The following is an 18,834-nucleotide window of genomic DNA, read 5'->3' on the forward strand; positions in this document are numbered from 1 at the left end:
CTAAAAATAGCACAAATAGATTTAAACACAAAGGAAAATCTTATTTTTGCATATGTTGAATTTACGAACTGTAACGGTCATGCGCTACATTATTCCGCTTCGGGAAGGTGGTTCTTTGCCGGCGTTGGCAGAGGCAGATGATGATTTTAAATATGTTTTAAAATTCCGTGGTGCAGGTCACGGTGTCAAAATGTTGATTTCAGAACTTTTGGGCGGAAAAATTACAGAGGCTTTAGGTTTAAAAATTCCTGAACTGGTTTTTGCCAATCTCGATGTAGATTTCGGAAGAACAGAAGCTGATGAAGAAATTCAGGATTTGCTGAAAAATTCTGAAGGTTTAAATTTAGGATTGCATTATTTATCCGAATCCATTGCATTCGATTCAAGTGTGAAAGTTGATTCACTTTTAGCCTCGAAAATTGTGTGGCTAGACGCGTTTATCACCAATATCGACCGTACTTTCAAAAATACAAATCTTTTGATGTGGCATAAAGAATTGTGGGTAATCGACAATGGAGCTTCATTTTATTTCCATCACTCATGGCAGAATTTTGACTCGGCTGCGAAAACTCCTTTTAAATATGTAAAAGATCACGTTCTGCTTCCACAAGCGACGAAACTGGATGAAGCAGAAAAGTGGGCACATGAAGTTTTAAATGATGAAATTTTCAGAGAAATCGTTAATTTGATTCCTCAGGATTGGTTGCATTGGGACGACGCTGAAGAAAGTCCTGATGAAATACGTGAAGTGTATTTTAACTTCCTGAAAACCCGCCTTGAAAATTCTCAAATCTTTGTAAACGAAGCCAAAAATGCAAGAGGATAAAATATACGAATATGCCGTAATACGTCTGGTACCAAAGGTTGAAAGAGAAGAGTTTTTCAATATAGGATTGGTCATGTTTTCGAAAAAAGAAAAATTTATTAAAGTAGAATTTTACCTTTGTCCTGATAAATTTAAGCTGATGCACAGCAAACTGGATTATGACGACATCGTTAAAAATTTAGACAGCTTTAAAAATATTGCAGAAGGAAAAAAGGATGGCGGCCCAATCGCAATGCTTGAAATTCCTGACAGATTTCGTTGGCTGACTGCCGTAAGAAGTGCTGTGGTACAGACTTCAAGACCACATCCCGGAAAATCCAAAGATCTTGAAATTACTTTTGGTAAACTTTTTGAGGAGTTGGTAAAATAATACACCTCATCAAATTTACTTTATGAATTTTTCCATCAATAATACAAATATGAGCAGGTTTTTTCTAAACCTGTTTTTTATTTTCTTTTTTTCGGCATCCCTGATTTCACAGACAAAAAAAAGCGTTTTACTTCAGGAAAAGACCGCTGTTTCTGAAAATATTACCTACAAAAAAGACGGTCAGGGCAAGGATTTAAAGTTGGATATCTACAAACCAAAAAATTCAGGTCAGGAAAAATTGCCGGTGGTTATTTTTCTTCACGGTGGCGCTTGGGCGCTGGGAGATAAAGTCATAGCTCCGGACAATTATGTCGAACAGATGATTATAAAACTGACAGAGAAAAACTTTGCGGTTTTAAGTGTCAATTACCGTTTGGTGAGTGATGATGTTCATTTTCCGGGTCCGGTTGAGGATTCCAAAGATGCAGTAAGATGGGTAAGAAAAAATGCCGGCCAATATGGTTTTGATGCGGAAAATATTGGTTATTGGGGCGTTTCGGCGGGAGCTCATCTGTCGCTTCTGGCTGCTTACACGCCTGATAACGAATTTGTAGGAAATCAGGAACTCTCGAAGTATTCGGGAAGGGTGAATTATGTTGTTGATAATTTCGGCCCGACTGATATGAACCGGCTTTTGCATACCAGAGCTCCCAAACCTTTATTGTTTATTGTGGGTTTAATCTCAAAAAAAATCATAGATATCAGAACCAATATTGCGAAAGGAATGACGGGTTACGACGTAAATACCGAAAGAAGAAAAGTCATTGAAGCCTGCAAAACTATTTCACCACTTTATTACACTCAAAATACAGTTCCCACATTAATTTTACATGGGAATAAAGATAAAATTGCACCTGTCAGACATTCAAAAAGGTTGAATAAGATGTTGAACAAAACTCAAACTCCGCATCAATTGGTGATCGTCAAAAAAGGGAATCACGGTTTTAAAGATACCGACAAAGCCTATCAGGACGAGCTTAACAATACCATGGTCGACTATATTGTTTCACAAAAAAAGTAGATTTTTTATTAAGAGTTTCTTTTTCTCAAAAGGAGTATTTTTCAAAATGAAGCAATAATTTAAATGTCAGGTAATCATTTATTTAAATCGAAATTAATTTACTGTAATCTATAACTTTGCTAAATTGATATACATATTGATTTATTTTATATAGAAAATAAGTATCTTGGCTGAATGCTTACATTATCATTAATGAATAAGCGGAAACCCTAAAATATTTATTCATATAAAATCGAAATGATATGGAATTTCTAAATGGAATCAATGCACTCACTCTGGTGTTCACATCCCTGCTCATTTTTGCAATTGCCTACCGTTTTTACGGAATTTTCCTGGCTAATAAAGTTCTTCGCTTAAATGATAAAAATACAACTCCGGCAGTAGAATTTGCTGACGGTAAAGATTACGTCGCCACCAATAAAAATGTACTTTTCGGACATCACTTTGCCGCTATTGCTGCGGCAGGACCATTGGTTGGACCCGTTTTGGCAGCTCAGTTTGGTTATCTTCCCGGTGCTATCTGGATTTTGATTGGCTGTGTTTTGGGAGGTGGAGTTCATGATATGGTAGTGCTTTTTGCTTCAGTAAGACATAAGGGACAAAGTTTGGCAACTATCGCTTCCAAGGAAATTGGAAAAACAACGGGAACAGTTGCCGGTTTTGCTATTTTGTTCATTTTAATTTTAACCCTTGCCGGACTTTCTCTTGCCTGCATCAATGCGATGCATGAAGCTTCATGGTCATTGTTTACGGTTGTCATCACGATGCCGATTGCAATTATTATGGGTTTAATTATGAGATACAGAAAAAACTCAGTGACTTTTGCGAGTATTTTGGGTGGAGTTTTGTTAATTGCAGGAATCATCGGCGGACACAGTTTGATGCAGAACGAAACCATGAACAATATGTTTACATGGGACATTACAACAATTTCAATCGCAATTCCTTTATATGGATTTTTAGCTTCTGTACTTCCTGTTTGGTTGCTTCTGGTGCCGAGAGATTACCTTTCAACCTATCTTAAAATCGGAACGATTATTATGTTGGCGATCGGAGTAATTGTGATTCATCCGACGATTCAGATGCCTGCTCTCAGCCAGTTCATCAACGGTGGCGGTCCTGTAATTGGTGGTCCTGTTTTACCGTTTATTTTTATTGTGATTGCCTGTGGAGCGATTTCAGGATTTCATGCAGTGATTGCGACTGGAACTACTCCAAAAATGCTGAACAGAGAGAAAGAAATTCTTTTTGTAGGATACGGAGCGATGTTGGTGGAAGGTTTCGTAGCATTGATGGCTTTAATTGCCGCCTGTACTTTGATGCCGGGAGATTATTTTGCCATCAACACGCCCAAAGACACTTACGACGCATTTTTAGCTGCCAATCCAGCTTTGCATGGTGTTGATATTGATTATTTCTCGGAAAGAATCGGTATTGATCTGCATGGCAGAACGGGTGGTGCAGTTTCGCTGGCAGTCGGAATGGCGCATATTTTCAATAAAATCCCTTACATGGATCAGTTGATGGCATACTGGTACAACTTTGCGATTATGTTTGAAGCGGTGTTTATTTTAACCGCAATTGATGCGGGTACGAGAGTGGGAAGATTCTTTTTACAGGAAATGCTGGGTTCAGTGATTCCAAAATTCAATGATAAAAACTGGACACCGGGAATTATCATCAGCAGTTTACTGTTCACTTTTGCCTGGGGATATTTGGTTTTCACCGGAAACGTAAGCAGCATCTGGCCACTCTTCGGAATCAGCAATCAGCTCCTCGCAGCGTGTGGTTTGATTGTCTGCACGACGATGCTCATCAGACTAAATCGTGGAAAATATGCTTTATGCTCGGCAATCCCGGGAGTTTTTATGGCGATTATTACATTTTGGGCTGGTTACATTCAGGTGATGGATATTTATATTCCAAAACAACAATATTTACTCGCTACTTTGGCGATTGTTGCGATGGTTTTAATGCTTGTGGTTTTTGTGGGTGCATTCAGGAAATGGTATCAGCTGCTGCAGGTTAAAACTTCGCACACCGATTTTTATGGTGAAAATGTGAAGGAACTGGTGGAAAGATAAATTTCTTAACTAAACTATATGAATGGGAGGTACGGTTTTACTGTACCTCTTTTATTGTTAGCCGTTTTTATTCTTTGAGCCTCTCATAAATTGATGAGCAACCTTCATCACACATAAAACTGCCATTTTTGTCAACCTCATCCAGAATTAACTTATTTCCTTTAAATTGATAGGAGTAACAGGTACTGTCTTTCGTTTTAGAATTAATCAAAACCAGAAGATCATTTTTGTTAATATAATACTTATCGGAAATTTCTTTTCCGTTGGTGTACTCTCTGTAGTTTCCGTCTTTAGCAAAATTAATTACAATTTCAGAATCAATTTTTCGTGAAATCATATCGGCTCCGGTTCCCAATGTGGATTCGCTGAGCTGCCAGCTTCCGACAAGTGTTTTGTTATCGTTACTCTGACAAGAAAACAGCAGAATTAAAAATCCAATAAACCCTTTTTTCATCTTTTAATATTTTTAATTTTCATAATCCTTTCAATTTCATTTAAAAGCAAAGGAAAAGCCATTTCTCTGTAACTGCAATCCATATCATTTATTTATTTTTTAAGATAAATCATTACAAATGTTTCACAAATCAAATCCCAACCGAAGTCAGGATTTGATTTTAGGTTTAATTTAAAACTATAATAATTTTTTGCTGAGTAATCACACTCTAAAACCGGTAGCCTATATTTAATCCAAATTTTGCAACAATGTCGTGATCTGTTTTATCTGCATTCAACAAAAGTTTTCCGTAACCTGCATTGGCTTCGAAAACCAATCCTTTTTTTGTGACCAGTTTATAGCCCAAACCAGCACCAACTGCAAGATCATAGACATCTTTGCCTTCAGTGAAAGTTACTTTGTCTGCACTGTAGATTTTTTTTCCGTCGGTGGAAGCGAACATTCCAAATCCTTCTGCAAATAAACCTGAAGCATATTTTTTTCCAAAATAATATCTGTAATGCGGAGAGATATAGTAATTCATGTCATCATTTGATGAATGCTCAAATACCTTAAATCCCGAAATTCCTAATGCTGAATGTTTGTTCAGGAACCTTTCATAACCAATCTCAACGGCTCCGAATAATGGCGAAATGACGTTCAGTTTGATTTCATTGTTTTTCTGATAAGGAGTGATGTCAGTTTTTTCCTGCGCATTGAGAGAATAAAAAACACACAAGATGATGAATGCTAAAAAGTTTTTTTTCATAAAGATTAATTTAAATTATTTCAGTGCAAAACTCATTTAATTCAAATTAAAGCGGGTTTCAAAAGCTTAAAACTGTATAAAATGGTACTTATTTGATGGTGTTTTTGTATTCATTTGGAGTCTGACCCGTCACTTTTTTAAAAGAATTATAGAAAGTTGTTTTTGATGTAAAGCCAGCTTCTAATCCCATCGTCAATAAAGTGTAATTTTCAAATTCAGGATCCGATATCATTTTCTTAACCGCTTCCACCCGATATTGATTGATGTAGTTAGCAAAGTTGTCTTCCGTTATCGTGTTTACAATTTGTGAAAGATATCCGGTACTGATTCCTAATTTTTCCGCAACTTTTTCCCTGTTCAAGGTACTGTCGGTATAGATGTGATTTTCTTTGCAAAGAATTTCAAGTTTTTGAAAGTAAGTATTATCTGCAGTAATCGACTCTTTGTACTCTTGCGGAATATTGCTCTCCACAATTTGTAAACTTCCAGATGAAACTGAGAAATCACTGTTTAGAAAATTGTAAACCGCATTTTTATTCTTTGCTAATCTATACTTGTAAACGCCAATATAAGCCGTCCAATGAATAAAAAAGGTTGCAAATATAGCGACTCCACTCATAACAGAAAAAGTATCAGTTTGAAGAAAATATCCAACCAAATACGTTGTAAACCAAACTAACAATAGCAAATACATCATTGTCAACAAAGTAACCACCCACTTTTTCTCCTCAATATTTTTTAAATGCTTTACCATAAAATAAGAGTAAAAAGGCAAAAATAAAATAATGATAATTGCCAATAAAAACTGAATTATCTGAAGTATACTGATTAGAGGCATGTAGGATTCAGGAATTTTATAAATTCCAGCTACAGTATCAAGACAAATTACAGTATTGAGAATACTATTGTAAACAAATGGGATGTAAAACAAATACACTTTCTGTTTATTTTTAACATCATCATTAATACGGTTTATAATAAACAGAAACGTGAAAACGGGTAACAAAAATACCCAGTCGATATTGTCTATAAAAAGCAATAAAGGATAGGATGTGAAAACACCCTCAAGTTCAAAGACATGATTGAGTAGAACAATAGATAGCGCAAACAGTAAAAACGCTAAATATTTATTGGATTTGCTGTTGAACAGCGACGACTTTAAAATCACAAAGCCTAAAACTGCTCCCTGAAAAACAGCTATACTTAAAAGTGTTGTATAAATCAATTTTTATCTAAAATAGATTTTAAATATAGCTCATTCGAGTGAATTACTAAGAGGAATTTTAGTGATTAACTATTTTTAAGAAATTAATTTATTTCTGTGACTTCGACAGGATTCAAACCTGTAACATTAAAAAAAAATAAAAACGGATTCAACATGAATCCGCTTGTTTTATATTTTCGTCAGTTTCGCATACTTCAAAATCAGATTCTTCTCGCCTTCATGTACAAAAACCACTTTTGCTTTGATATTTTGAGGATCTGTTCCATCTAAAAATGCGACTTCGCCAATTCCAAAACGGTCGTGTCTCACTTTATCGCCCACTTCAATATCTTGGGAAGATGCACCACTTGGATTGATGATTTTTGCAGTAGCAACAGGTTTCAGTTTTCTTGGTTCAGCAATCGGCTTGTCGTTTTCGGTTTTAGAAATTGTTTTCTTTTCTATTTTTTTGAAACTCTTCATTTCAGAAGGATGTTCATCAAAAATATTAGAAGTTATCCCGGAATTGTTGATAAATCTCTTTTCTAAAGCTGGGTTTAGGAATTCTAAATATTCACTGTCGATTTCACTTAAAAACCTCGAAGGCTCGGCATCTGTAATTTTTCCCCACTGAAATCTTGATATGGCATAAGAGAAAAATGCCTGCTTTTCGGCTCTTGTTAAAGCAACGTAGAACAAACGTCTTTCTTCTTCCAGATCTTCACGAGTGGATGAACTCATAAAACTTGGGAAGAGATTTTCTTCCAGACCCACCAAATGTACCACCGGAAACTCAAGACCTTTGGAAAGGTGAATCGTCATCAGAGAAACCATATCTTCTTCATCGCCTTCTTTCTTTTGGGTATCAGCTGAAAGTGCAATATTTTCAAGGAAATTAGGCAAACTTGGATCTCCATCTTCAATTTGCATCTGTTCTTCGATAAAACCCTGCATCGAGTTCATCAATTCCTGAACGTTTTCTACACGTGAAATTCCTTCTGGAGTCTGATCGTCTTTTAAAAATTTGATCAAACCACTTCTTTTAGCGACTTCCATCGCAACGCTGTATGCTGTTTCTGTTTTAAGCAAAACCTGAAATGCTTTGATCATCGCCCAAAAATCACTCAACTTGGTTAAAACACCATTATTAAATTTCAGTTGTGGAGCGTACATTCCGAGATTGTCCAAAACTTTTGAAACCGAAAGATTTTGAGCATCTGCAAAAACAATTAATTTATTCTGAGTAGTTTCACCAATACCTCTTGCGGGATAATTGATGATTCTCATTAAAGCTTCAGAATCATTTTCATTCACCAAAAGACGCAGGTATCCAATTAAATCTTTTACCTCTTTTCTTTGGTAGAAAGAGAGTCCTCCGTAAACCTTATAAGGGATGTTTTTTCTTCTTAAAGCATCTTCAAAAGCTCTCGTCTGCGAGTTGGTTCTGTATAAAATCGCAAAATCACCAAACTTTTTCTGCTCTGTATTGTGAAGTTCCCAGATGTTTCCTGCAACGAAATTTGCTTCATCAGCATCGGAAAGAGATCGGTAAATTTTTATTTTTTCACCTACCTCATTTTCACTGAAAACATTTTTCTTAAACTGCTGAAGGTTTTTTGCAATGACAACATTGGCCGCATTGACGATATTCTGAGTCGAACGGTAATTCTGTTCCAATGAAACGGTTACCGCTTCAGGATAATCTTTTTTGAAATTTAAAATATTATAAATATTTGCTCCACGGAAAGAGTAAATCGACTGTGCATCGTCTCCCACCACACAAATGTTTTCAAATTTTGAGGCTAAAGCTTTTACAATTAAATACTGAGAGTGGTTTGTATCCTGATACTCATCTACCAAAATATATCTGAAACGGTCTTGATATTTAGCCAAAACCTCCGGAAATCTGGTTAAAAGTTCGTTGGTTTTCAACAATAAATCATCAAAATCCATGGAGCCGTTTTTAAAACATTCCTCCACATATTTTTTGTAAATTTTCCCCATAAATTTCATGTTTGCCTTTTCGTCGGCTTCAATCAATTCAGGGTTATTTTCGTAAGCTCTTACGGTAATCAGATTGTTTTTATAATTTGAAATTCTAGACAGAACTTTCTTAGGTTTGTACAGATCTCCATCAATATTCAGATCTTTGATTGCTTTTTTAAGTACATTCAAAGCGTCCTGCTGATCATAAATCGTAAAATTGGAAGGATATCCCAAATAATGACCTTCGCTTCTCAAGATTCTTGCAAAAACCGAGTGGAAAGTTCCCATCCAGAGACTTTTTGCATTGCTTGGTCCAACTACTTTTGCAATACGTTCTTTCATTTCTTTTGCCGCTTTATTGGTAAACGTCAACGAAAGAATATTAAAAGGATCGATTCCGTTGGTAATCAAGTGGGCTATACGCATGGTAAGCACACGCGTTTTCCCGGAACCCGCTCCTGCAAGTACCATCAAAGGTCCCTGTAATGTGGTAACGGCTTCAAATTGTGATTCATTCAGACCTTTCAGGTAATCTTCCATACAGCAAAAAAATTTTGGGAAGACAAAATTAAGTTATTAAAAGGAGAATTCAAATTTTGAAATAACAGTTGTGGTGAATGATATTTTGTAATGTTTTAATTTGACACTGTTTTCCAGCTCTTATTCTCAAACTGATAGGTTTTCACAATCCTTTCCGCATCAGTCCGCCCTTGATTATAGAAAAACTCTAACATCACTTTCTGATTAAGTTCATTGTAAAAATTGATTTTTAAAGTGTCATAATTATATCGGCCGATGTTATTTTCTTTGTCAGAAGATTTCAAGTTTTCTTCTAATGTTAAATCTTCATTTTGAAAGTAAGAAATGTAATAGAATTTTTTTTGGTTAAAAATTCCATCATCAGTAATCATCTGATATTTACCTTTTTGCTGCGAAGCAGTGAATTTGATTAAATTTTGAAAAATCGTAAATGAATAATCTTTAGACTCATCAGAAATATAGGTTGCAAACTGCCCCTCGTAAGGAATAAGATTCTTTTTTAATTTTTTAATTAAAGTTTTGATGTTTTTTTTAACCCAAAAATGCGACTGGTTATAATTCGGATGAATTGAAAGACGCTCAAAACAACATAAGCAAGGCATTTCATCAGCATAATGCCTCACCGTTCGATCTTCATAAATAATCACGATATTTTTTTCCTTTAGCTTGGAAGCATCAATGTCTTCAATAATTTCTGCAGATAATTTCGTGTAATTAATCTTTCGTGCTTCGGTAGTTAGTTGATTAAATAGCAGACTGTCTTCATGCATAAACTTAGAACAACGTAAAGAATCTTCTCTATAGCTTCGTTGTGCAAAAACAGTAATCGAACAAAATATAATGAACACCAGTGAAAGAATCGTTTTCATGATTTAATTTAAAATTTTAGTAGATAAAATTACTTTTATTTCATTAAAAATTTCGCCCTTATGTAACATTTAAAGTAAATTTACCACCAATTGACAAACAATTTCTATTTTATGAAAAAACAACTTCTTTCTGTTGCTGCAGCGGCTTTCTTCGGAATGAGTCTGAATGCACAGCAAATTAAATTTGAAGAATACGACCTTCCAAACGGTCTTCACGTAATTTTACATCAAGATAATTCTGCTCCGGTGGTAACAACAGGAGTGATGTATCACGTAGGAGCTAAAGACGAGGTAAAAGGAAGAACGGGTTTTGCTCACTTTTTTGAGCACCTTTTATTTGAAGGAACTCCAAATATCAAAAGAGGAGAATGGTTTAAAATCGTTTCTTCAAACGGAGGGCAAAACAACGCCAATACTACCAACGACAGAACGTACTACTACGAAACTTTCCCATCAAACAACGAGCAGTTGGGTCTTTGGATGGAAGCTGAAAGAATGCGCCACGGAATCATCAACCAAATTGGTGTAGACACGCAGAGAGAAGTGGTAAAAGAAGAAAAGAGACTGAGAATGGACAATCAGCCTTACGGAAATCTTTTCACAACAGTACAGAAAAACTTATTCACTAATCACCCATACAACTGGCCAACCATTGGTTCTATGGAAGATTTGAATGCTGCAAAACTTGAAGAGTTCCAGGCATTCTACAAAAAATATTATGTCCCAAACAACGCTACTTTGGTAGTTGCAGGAGACATTAAACCTGAGGAAACAAAAAAATGGATCGAAACTTACTACGGAAGCATTCCAAAAGGAACTGTTTATCCTAAAAACTTCCCAAAAGATGAGCCTATCACAAAAGAAAAAGAAATAACGGCTACAGACCCGAACATTCAGCTTCCAGCTTATGTTTTTGCTTACAGAACTCCGGGAAATAAAGACAAAGATGCTTATGTTTTAGACATGCTTTCGTCTTATTTAAGCAGCGGAAAATCTTCTGTTTTGTACAAAAAATTGGTAGATGATGAGAAAAAAGCACTTCAGGTTTCTGCTTTCAATCAGGGACTTGAAGATTATGGAATTTTTGCATTTTTCGCAATCCCAATGGGGCAGACTTCAAAAGCTACTTTGCAGGCAGATATCGATGGTGAGATTAAAAAACTTCAGACTACTTTAATTTCAGATGAAGATTATAAAAAACTTCAGAACCAGGTTGAAAACCAGTTTGTAAATGCAAATTCAAGTATTCAGGGGATTGCATCTTCATTGGCGACTTATCGTGTACTCAACGGAGATACTAATCTTATCAACAAAGAGATTGATATCTACAGAGCTATTACAAAGCAAGACATTCAGAATGCTGCAAAGAAATATCTGAATTCTAACCAGAGAGTAATCATTAACTACGTACCTGAAAAAAAATAATCACTTACAGTCTATCTAAAAGTTGATTATTAAAATTAAAATTTTACCAATGAAAAAACAATTCACTTATATAGCAGCAGCATTTTTGTTTTCAGGAATGATTTCTGCACAAAAAATTGACCTTAATGCAATGCCAAAACCGGGACCTACACCGAGCATCAACATTGCAAAACCAAAAACTTTTCAGCTGAAAAACGGTCTTACCGTAATGGTGGTTGAAAACAATAAATTGCCAAGAGTAAACATGAGCCTTTCTATGGACAGACAACCTTATTTTGAAGGAGCTGTAGCCGGAGTAAGCGACATCATGGCAGATCAGTTGGGTAACGGAACGACTACACTCAGCAAAGAAGCATTCAACAAAAAAGTAGATTTCCTTGGGGCAAATCTGAACTTTTCTTCTGCAGGAGCATCTTCAAATTCATTATCAAAATATTTCCCTGAAATATTAAACTTAATGGCCGATGCGATTATCAATCCTAAATTTGATGCAAAAGAGATTCAGACTTCTAAAGAAAGATCTATTGAAGGAATTAAAAGCTCTGAAAAGAATGCTTCAGCCATCGCTTCTAAAGTATCAAATGCTTTAGCTTACGGTAAAAATACTTCAAGAGGAGAGTTTGAAACTGTAGAGTCTATCAACAAAATTCAGCTTTCTGACGTAGAAAGTACATTTAAAAAATATTACGCTCCGGACAACGCTTACCTGGTAATTGTAGGTGACGTGAAGCTTGACGAGGTAAAGCCAATGGTGGAAAAAGCCTTTGGAAACTGGAAAAAAGCAAACACTAAATTTGCGGCATTAGAACCTGCTTCAAATGTAGCAAAAACTGAAATCAACGTTGTAGATGTACCTTCTGCAGTACAATCAGTAGTTTCTGTAGGAAATTTGAATACTTTGAAAATGAAGGATGCAAATTATTTCCCTGCAACTATTGCCAACTACATTCTTGGAGGTGGTGGTGAAGCGAGATTGTTTATGAATCTTCGTGAAAAAAATGGTTTCACTTATGGAGCTTATTCTAGCATGACTGCAAGTAAATATTCTCCGGAATTTTCTGCTGAAGCAAGTGTAAGAAATGAAGTGACCGACAAAGCAGTCGTTGAATTCATGAATGAGCTTAAAGGAATTTCTACCATTAAACCTGAAGAGCTTGAAAATGCAAAAGCAAAATTGAAAGGAAGTTTCATCATGTCTCTTGAGCAACCTGCAACCATTGCAAGATTTGCTTTAAACCAAAGAGTACAGGATCTTCCGGCAGATTATTATACCAATTATCTGAAATCTATTGATAAAGTTACTGCAGCAGATGTTTCTAATGCTGTAAAAACAACAATTTTACCAAACCAAAGCAGAATTTTCATCGCAGGTAAAGCGGCTGATATTTCTGAAGGTTTAGATAAATTGGGATATCCTGTAAAGTATTTCGACAGTGATGCAAACCCAGTGGCAAAACCAGAAGTGAAAAAAGTTGATTCTAATCTTACTGTAGCTTCTGTTGTTGATAAATACATCAATGCTATCGGAGGTAAAGCTAATCTGGCAAAAATTACTTCTTATACTGCGAACGCTACCATGAGCATTCAGGGACAGAACCTTGATATCAAAATGGTGAAAGCTCAAGGAGGTAAAGAAGCGCAGACAGTTTCTATGGGAGCAATGACTTTTCAAAAGCAGGTTTTTGACGGAAAAACAGGTTATTCTGAACAACAAGGTCAAAAAGTACCAATGACTAAAGAAGAAATCGCTGATAATCTTAAAAACACGGAGCTTTTCGAAGAACTAGGTTTTGCAAAATCTGCAGATTATAAATTGGCAGGAATTGAGCAGGTAGCTGGTGAAGATTCTTATGCAATTAAATCTGGTGATAAAACATATTATTACAGTGTAAAATCTGGATTGAAAACCGGAGAAACTGAAACAATGGAAGCGCAAGGTCAAAAGATGACCATACCTACAACGTTTTCAAATTACAAAGATGTAAATGGTGTGAAAATGCCTTTTACAATCTCTGTGAGCCAAATGGGAATGGAAATGAAAATGGAGGTGAAATCTTATGAGCTGAATAAAGCTACAGACGCAGATTTCAAATAATAATCAACATAATTAATCTCAACGGCAACTTTTGTTGCCGTTTTTTGTTTTAAAGGAAATCTTTATTTTGCCGTTCGCCAAAAAAAGATTAAATTTGCCCATTCAAAAAGATATCAGAATTAATGGATACTATATTTACACTATTGATGGTTTTAATTATGATTGCCAGCATTTTATTGGTAATCGTTATCATGGCTCAAAATCCTAAAGGTGGAGGCCTTTCCAGTACATTCGGGGGTGCTTCTTCTGCACAGTTTGGTGTACAGAGAACCAACGATTTTATGGAAAAAGCTACATGGACTTTAGGTTCGGTAATCATTGTATTAATACTCGTAAGCGTTGTGATTACAGGAAAACCGTCAGTGAAAGCTCCGGCTCTTCCTACATCAAAAGAGGCTCCGGCTCAGCAATCTGCTCCAGCTTCTCAAGGTACAGCTCCGGCACAGACAGCTCCGGTTACTCCAACAAAATAATCGTAACGATTTATATAAAACTAAAGCAACTTCTAATGAGGTTGCTTTTTTGTTGGACTGAGAATATCTTTAATAATATTAAAGAATAAAATTTTCAATGTATTTTTCTTTACCCCAACCCTCAAGGGCGAAAAAATATATTGAAAATTTCATCAAAATTACTCCCTTTAGGGTCGGGGAAATAATTTTGATGAAATTTATTTGGAGTAAATCTTAAAAGACAAGAAATTGTATTAAATACGATTTCAAATATCAATTGGAATGGGCTTTAGCCCATTTTAAATAAACATAACCGAAACTTATTTTAGTTTTATCTGCTCAATTTTATGCCTCAGTTTCAAGCCTGCTTTTAAAAATGAATATTGCACAGGCTTCTGCTTTTTGTAATATTTATCAATGAAAATCTGCATTGCGCCGTAAAATCTTTCCAAATAAACTTCATCTTTTATTGTGCTTTCACCCTTGTGATGAAGAATAGAAACTTTTCCGTAATAATAATTTTTAAACCCGTTTCGGAGAAAAGTATAGCACAAATCTACATCTTCGCCATACATAAAATACTTTTCGTCAAGTCCGCCACAATTTTCGTAAACATCTTTTTTACAAAGGAAAAATGCACCGGTAATCACTTCCACTTCAGCAATATCGTATTCGTTAATATCATTTCGGTAATAGGATTTTGAATTGTTCTTTTTAAAACCTGTAAAGAGTTTTTCGAAAGAATTAAACATGTCCGGAACTGCTCTTTTGCTTTCAGGTAAAAAGTTTCCATTGGCATCGTGCATTCTTACGCCGAGGCATCCGAAATCAGCTTTAGAATCAGCAAAATTTAAAATTTCATTTAAATAAAAACATTCCAGTTCTGTATCAGGATTTAAAAGTAAAATATATTCTCCACGGGCAATCTTTACCGCTTTGTTATTGGCTTTTGCAAAACCTTCATTCTCTTCGGAAGCAACAAAATGCACTTTTGGAAACTCAGGAACCAAATCGCCCCACGAACTGTCTGTAGATTTGTTATCCACTACAATCAATTCGTAATCAATATCTTTTGTATATTTCTCAACGGAAAAAAGACATGCTCTCAAAAGTTGAGTCACATTGTAATGAACGATGATGATTGAAAGTTTTGGAGTCATTTTAATCTTTTTCGTTATACGGAAGTCGGTTGATGATGGATCTTCCCAATGAAATTTCGTCTGCATATTCCAGTTCATCTCCCACAGAAATTCCTCTGGCAATACTGGAAAACTGTATTCCCGAATTTTTGAATTTCTTGTAAATATAATAAGCCGTGGTATCGCCTTCCATCGTAGCACTCAGAGCAAAAATAAACTCTTTAGCCAAACCTTGCTGTAACTTCTTTTCAATGCTCGGAATGTTGAGTTGATGAGGTCCCACACCCTCAATCGGTGAAATTTTTCCACCCAGAATGAGGTATTTTCCTCTGTATTTTCCGGTATTTTCTATAGCAATAACGTCGCGAACATCTTCCACAATGCAGATCAACTCATCACTGCGTTTTTCGTTGCTGCAGATTTCACAGATGTCATAATCAGAAAAATTGTGGCATTCTTTACAGTATTTAATTTCGTTAACCAAATTAACGATTGAAGTTCCCAAGCTCGTCGCTCTTGAGTTGGGTTGTTTTAGTAAATGAAGTGCAAGCCGCAAAGCCGTTTTCTTACCAATTCCGGGTAATCCCGAAATTTCTTCAACTGCTTTTGCCAAAACTTTACTTGGATAATCCATTGCACAAAAATAGGATTTTCGATTTAGAAAATTAATGATTTAACTAAGGTTTGCATGGAAAATTAAATTGTTTTCTGATTTTTATTTTCTAAATGATATCATTTTAATTTAAAGAGATTTTTATATGAACTATTTTTAATTTAGTTGAATTTAAAACTGTTCCTTTTTACATTTTTCTCTTCGATAAAAAGCTTTATCTTTGAATTTCAAACAATAAACAGAAAGAAAATTATGGCACTTAACAACTTGAATTATCCACTGGATTTCAAATTTAAACTGACAACACTGGCAAGTGATTTCAATATCACTGACAAAAACGGAAACGCTGTAGCGTATGTGCGTCAGAAAATGTTTAAACTGAAAGAAGACGTTGTCGTTTTCGAAAATGACAGCAAAACAAAAGAACTTTTCAGAATCAAAGCTAATCAGTGGATTGACTTTAATGCTTCGTATTCTCTTACCGAAATTGCGACTGGAAAAAGCTTCGGAAGATTGGCGAGAAAAGGGATGCGTTCTATCTGGAAATCAACTTACGATGTACTTGATACCAATGATAAAGCGAAATTTACCATCACTGAAGACAATGCATGGGTGAAATTTCTTGACGGAATGGTGGGCGAAATTCCAATCATCGGAATGTTTACAGGATATTTTCTAAATCCAACTTACACGGTAAAAGGTATTGACGGAAAAGATTATTTTAAACTGAAAAAAATGCCGTCGATGTTTGGAAGAAGATTTCAGCTCGACAGAATGATCGATATCGACGATGAAGACGAAAGCTTGGTAATTCTTTCTTTATTGATGATGATTTTGCTGGAAAGAGCAAGAGGGTAAGTGGCGTTTAGCTTCTGGCAATTGGCTTTTGGCTTATATTTTTATTTTTTTAATAACTACTTCAAATGAAATATATTTTTGTTTTCGCAACTGCACTTTTATTGACAGCCTGCAAAAAAGAAACTCAAACCGATACCGACAAAGGTTCCGACAGCACAGAGGTTCTGAAGAAAGATTCTGTCATCGGAAAACCGAATTCGGCAATTTCGGTGGAAGCTTTTCCTTTCCCAACGGAAATCAAGGAGTGTTCCTGCTATTTCGCAAGCAGTAAAAAAGATTTTGAAAACGAAAATTATATTTATGCAGACAATGCCGGAACTTTAGCCTACATGAAAATTGATGGAAAGCGTCTTGCTTTGCCCCTGATTTCGTCAAGTGATATGGAAGTAGACGATGTTTTAACCAAAGAAATTGAAAATGAAAGTTACAAGATTTCGGTAAAAGGTAAAAAACTGAAATCTGAAGAAGCTATGCTTTTTGACGGAACCTTAACCATCGAAAAACCAGATGGAACGAGAACAGTTATTCCTATTTACGGGGAGTGTGGTTGTTAAATGGCTGTTGGCAACTGGCGATTAGCTTCTAGCTTTTAACATCCAGCACCTAACACCCCGCATCCATCATTGAAAAAATTACTGCTCCTGAATTTCGGGAGCATTTTTTTTATCCGTAATTTTGATAAAAATAAATTTTATGGAACTATCAAATATAGAACCGCAGATCATCTGGAAGAATTTTTCCAAATTAAATGCTGTTCCGAGACCATCTAAAAAAGAAGAAAAAGTAATCGCTTTCATCAAAGAATTCGGCGAAAATTTAGGCTTGGAAACCACTGTCGATGAAGTTGGAAATGTAATTATTAAAAAACCGGCCACTCCAGGTATGGAAAACCGTAAATCCATCGTAATGCAGTCGCATTTGGATATGGTTTGTCAGAAAAACAACGATGTGAACTTCGATTTTGAAACACAGGGAATTCAAATGGAAGTTGACGGTGACTGGGTAAAGGCAAAAGGCACTACTTTGGGAGCAGATAATGGTTTGGGTGTGGCAACGATTATGTCGGTTTTGGAAAGTTCAGACATTCCGCATCCTGATTTGGAGGCTTTGTTTACCATCGACGAAGAAACGGGAATGACCGGAGCTTTAGGTTTAAAACCAGGACAGCTGACCGGACAGATTCTTTTAAATTTAGATACTGAAGAAGACGATGAAATCGATATCGGTTGTGCTGGAGGAATTGATGTAACGGTAAGTCAAAACTATTCTACTGAAGCTTCAAACGGACAGATTGTAAGAATTGAAGTAAAAGGTTTGCAAGGCGGTCATTCCGGGATGGATATTCACAAAGGTTTTGGTAATGCCAATATTATTTTAGGCAGAATTTTGTACAAGGCTTTGGAAAAACAAAACGTTCAGTTGCTTTCGATTGATGGTGGAAGTTTGAGAAATGCAATCCCGAGAGAAGCCGTTGCTTTGGTTTCTGTAAGAAATTCAGCAGAGTTTATTGAAAACGTGACCGAAGGTATTAAAAAAGAAATTTTAGAAGAATTCGCTTCAATCGAGGCCGGACTTCAGATTAGTATTGAAAATTCTACAAGTTCTGATAAAGCACTTTCTCAGGAAGATTCAAAGAAAATTATTCTGGTTTTAAAATCGCTTCACAACGGCGTTTACAGAATGAGTCCTGATGTGCAGAATCTGGTGGAATCATCAAACAATGTCGCAAGAGTTGAGTTAAAAGAAGGTGGGTTGAAAATTTTAAACCTTTCAAGATCGTCAGTTGATTCGTCGAAAGATTCTGTTGCTGAACAGTTGAAATCTGTTTCTGAACTTGCAGGAATGAATGTAGAATTCAGCGGTTCATATCCAGGCTGGAAACCAAAACCAGGTTCTGAGATTGTTCAGATGATGGAGAAAATCTACAATGAAAAGTTCAGTGAAAAGCCACACGTTGTTGCCTGTCACGCCGGTTTGGAGTGCGGAATTATCGGCGCCAATTATCCTGAAATGGAAATGGTAAGCTACGGCCCGACCATCAGAGGAGCTCACTCTCCTGACGAAAAAGCAAGCATTTCTTCCACCCAGAAATTCTGGGGTTTTACGAAGGATATTTTAGCGAATATTCCTTTGAAATAATCTTAAAAAAT

The 18,834-nt window shown here is 35.8% G+C and carries 17 protein-coding genes; 10 read left to right on the forward strand and 7 right to left on the reverse strand.

Going from position 1 to position 18,834, the window contains the following annotated elements; translation table 11 throughout:
• The first annotated feature begins 52 nt into the window (after positions 1-52).
• From AC2A1G_RS05665 to AC2A1G_RS05680, 4 genes are all read left to right on the forward strand, one after another.
• On the forward strand, positions 53-826 hold the full coding sequence (locus AC2A1G_RS05665; RefSeq protein WP_484045961.1) for a HipA family kinase: 774 nt from the start codon (positions 53-55) through the stop codon (positions 824-826).
• Complete coding sequence (locus tag AC2A1G_RS05670; RefSeq protein WP_484045962.1) at positions 813-1,196, forward strand: DUF3037 domain-containing protein; 384 nt, start codon at positions 813-815, stop codon at positions 1,194-1,196. The genes AC2A1G_RS05665 and AC2A1G_RS05670 overlap by 14 nt, the downstream gene beginning before the upstream one ends.
• A 22-nt stretch (positions 1,197-1,218) precedes the next feature.
• Positions 1,219-2,217: an alpha/beta hydrolase fold domain-containing protein gene (locus AC2A1G_RS05675; RefSeq protein WP_484045963.1), complete on the forward strand. Its 999-nt coding sequence runs from the start codon at positions 1,219-1,221 to the stop codon at positions 2,215-2,217.
• Between the two features lie 242 nt (positions 2,218-2,459).
• The gene (locus AC2A1G_RS05680; protein ID WP_185113749.1) at positions 2,460-4,301 is read left to right on the forward strand and encodes a carbon starvation CstA family protein; all 1,842 of its coding nucleotides are present in this window, start codon (positions 2,460-2,462) and stop codon (positions 4,299-4,301) included.
• 67 nt (positions 4,302-4,368) lie between these two features.
• Here the strand turns inward: AC2A1G_RS05680 and AC2A1G_RS05685 are convergent, their stop codons facing one another.
• From AC2A1G_RS05685 to AC2A1G_RS05705, 5 genes are all read right to left on the reverse strand, one after another.
• The gene (locus AC2A1G_RS05685) at positions 4,369-4,755 is read right to left on the reverse strand and encodes a lipocalin family protein (RefSeq protein ID WP_484045964.1); all 387 of its coding nucleotides are present in this window, start codon (positions 4,753-4,755) and stop codon (positions 4,369-4,371) included.
• A gap of 208 nt (positions 4,756-4,963) precedes the next feature.
• A complete protein-coding gene (locus AC2A1G_RS05690) occupies positions 4,964-5,503 on the reverse strand; it encodes a DUF3575 domain-containing protein (protein WP_484045965.1) in 540 nt (179 codons plus the stop codon).
• 88 nt (positions 5,504-5,591) lie between these two features.
• Positions 5,592-6,728, reverse strand: coding sequence for a helix-turn-helix domain-containing protein (locus AC2A1G_RS05695; RefSeq protein WP_484045966.1), 1,137 nt, complete (start codon positions 6,726-6,728; stop codon positions 5,592-5,594).
• A gap of 168 nt (positions 6,729-6,896) precedes the next feature.
• Positions 6,897-9,233, reverse strand: coding sequence for an ATP-dependent helicase (locus tag AC2A1G_RS05700; protein ID WP_484045967.1), 2,337 nt, complete (start codon positions 9,231-9,233; stop codon positions 6,897-6,899).
• A gap of 95 nt (positions 9,234-9,328) precedes the next feature.
• Positions 9,329-10,102 carry a hypothetical protein gene (locus AC2A1G_RS05705; protein ID WP_484045968.1) on the reverse strand — a complete coding sequence of 258 codons (774 nt, stop codon included), beginning with the start codon at positions 10,100-10,102 and terminating at the stop codon, positions 9,329-9,331.
• Positions 10,103-10,213: 111 nt separating this feature from the next.
• On the opposite strand from AC2A1G_RS05705, the gene AC2A1G_RS05710 reads away from it, so the two are divergent.
• From AC2A1G_RS05710 to secG, 3 genes are all read left to right on the forward strand, one after another.
• Positions 10,214-11,527, forward strand: a complete 1,314-nt coding sequence (locus tag AC2A1G_RS05710) for a M16 family metallopeptidase (protein ID WP_484045969.1) — start codon at positions 10,214-10,216, stop codon at positions 11,525-11,527.
• 49 nt (positions 11,528-11,576) lie between these two features.
• Positions 11,577-13,622 carry a M16 family metallopeptidase gene (locus AC2A1G_RS05715; RefSeq protein ID WP_484045970.1) on the forward strand — a complete coding sequence of 682 codons (2,046 nt, stop codon included), beginning with the start codon at positions 11,577-11,579 and terminating at the stop codon, positions 13,620-13,622.
• Positions 13,623-13,744: 122 nt separating this feature from the next.
• Positions 13,745-14,095: a preprotein translocase subunit SecG gene (gene secG, locus AC2A1G_RS05720; RefSeq protein WP_484045971.1), complete on the forward strand. Its 351-nt coding sequence runs from the start codon at positions 13,745-13,747 to the stop codon at positions 14,093-14,095.
• Between the two features lie 299 nt (positions 14,096-14,394).
• Here the strand turns inward: secG and AC2A1G_RS05725 are convergent, their stop codons facing one another.
• Positions 14,395-15,234, reverse strand: a complete 840-nt coding sequence (locus AC2A1G_RS05725; RefSeq protein WP_484045972.1) for a glycosyltransferase family 2 protein — start codon at positions 15,232-15,234, stop codon at positions 14,395-14,397.
• 1 nt (position 15,235) lies between these two features.
• Positions 15,236-15,847 (reverse strand): recombination mediator RecR, encoded by a 612-nt coding sequence (recR, locus tag AC2A1G_RS05730; RefSeq protein WP_484045973.1) that lies wholly within the window; start codon positions 15,845-15,847, stop codon positions 15,236-15,238.
• Positions 15,848-16,078: 231 nt separating this feature from the next.
• Between recR and AC2A1G_RS05735 the strand changes: the two genes are divergently transcribed.
• The 3 genes from AC2A1G_RS05735 (at position 16,079) to AC2A1G_RS05745 (ending at position 18,823) form a co-directional block, all read left to right on the forward strand.
• Complete coding sequence (locus AC2A1G_RS05735; RefSeq protein ID WP_484045974.1) at positions 16,079-16,684, forward strand: LURP-one-related/scramblase family protein; 606 nt, start codon at positions 16,079-16,081, stop codon at positions 16,682-16,684.
• 65 nt (positions 16,685-16,749) lie between these two features.
• Positions 16,750-17,238: a hypothetical protein gene (locus tag AC2A1G_RS05740; RefSeq protein ID WP_484045975.1), complete on the forward strand. Its 489-nt coding sequence runs from the start codon at positions 16,750-16,752 to the stop codon at positions 17,236-17,238.
• Positions 17,239-17,377: 139 nt separating this feature from the next.
• Positions 17,378-18,823, forward strand: a complete 1,446-nt coding sequence (locus AC2A1G_RS05745; RefSeq protein ID WP_484045976.1) for an aminoacyl-histidine dipeptidase — start codon at positions 17,378-17,380, stop codon at positions 18,821-18,823.
• Positions 18,824-18,834: the final 11 nt, after the last annotated feature.

It is taken from the genome of Chryseobacterium sp. HNCC26DJ240 (genome assembly GCF_057180485.1).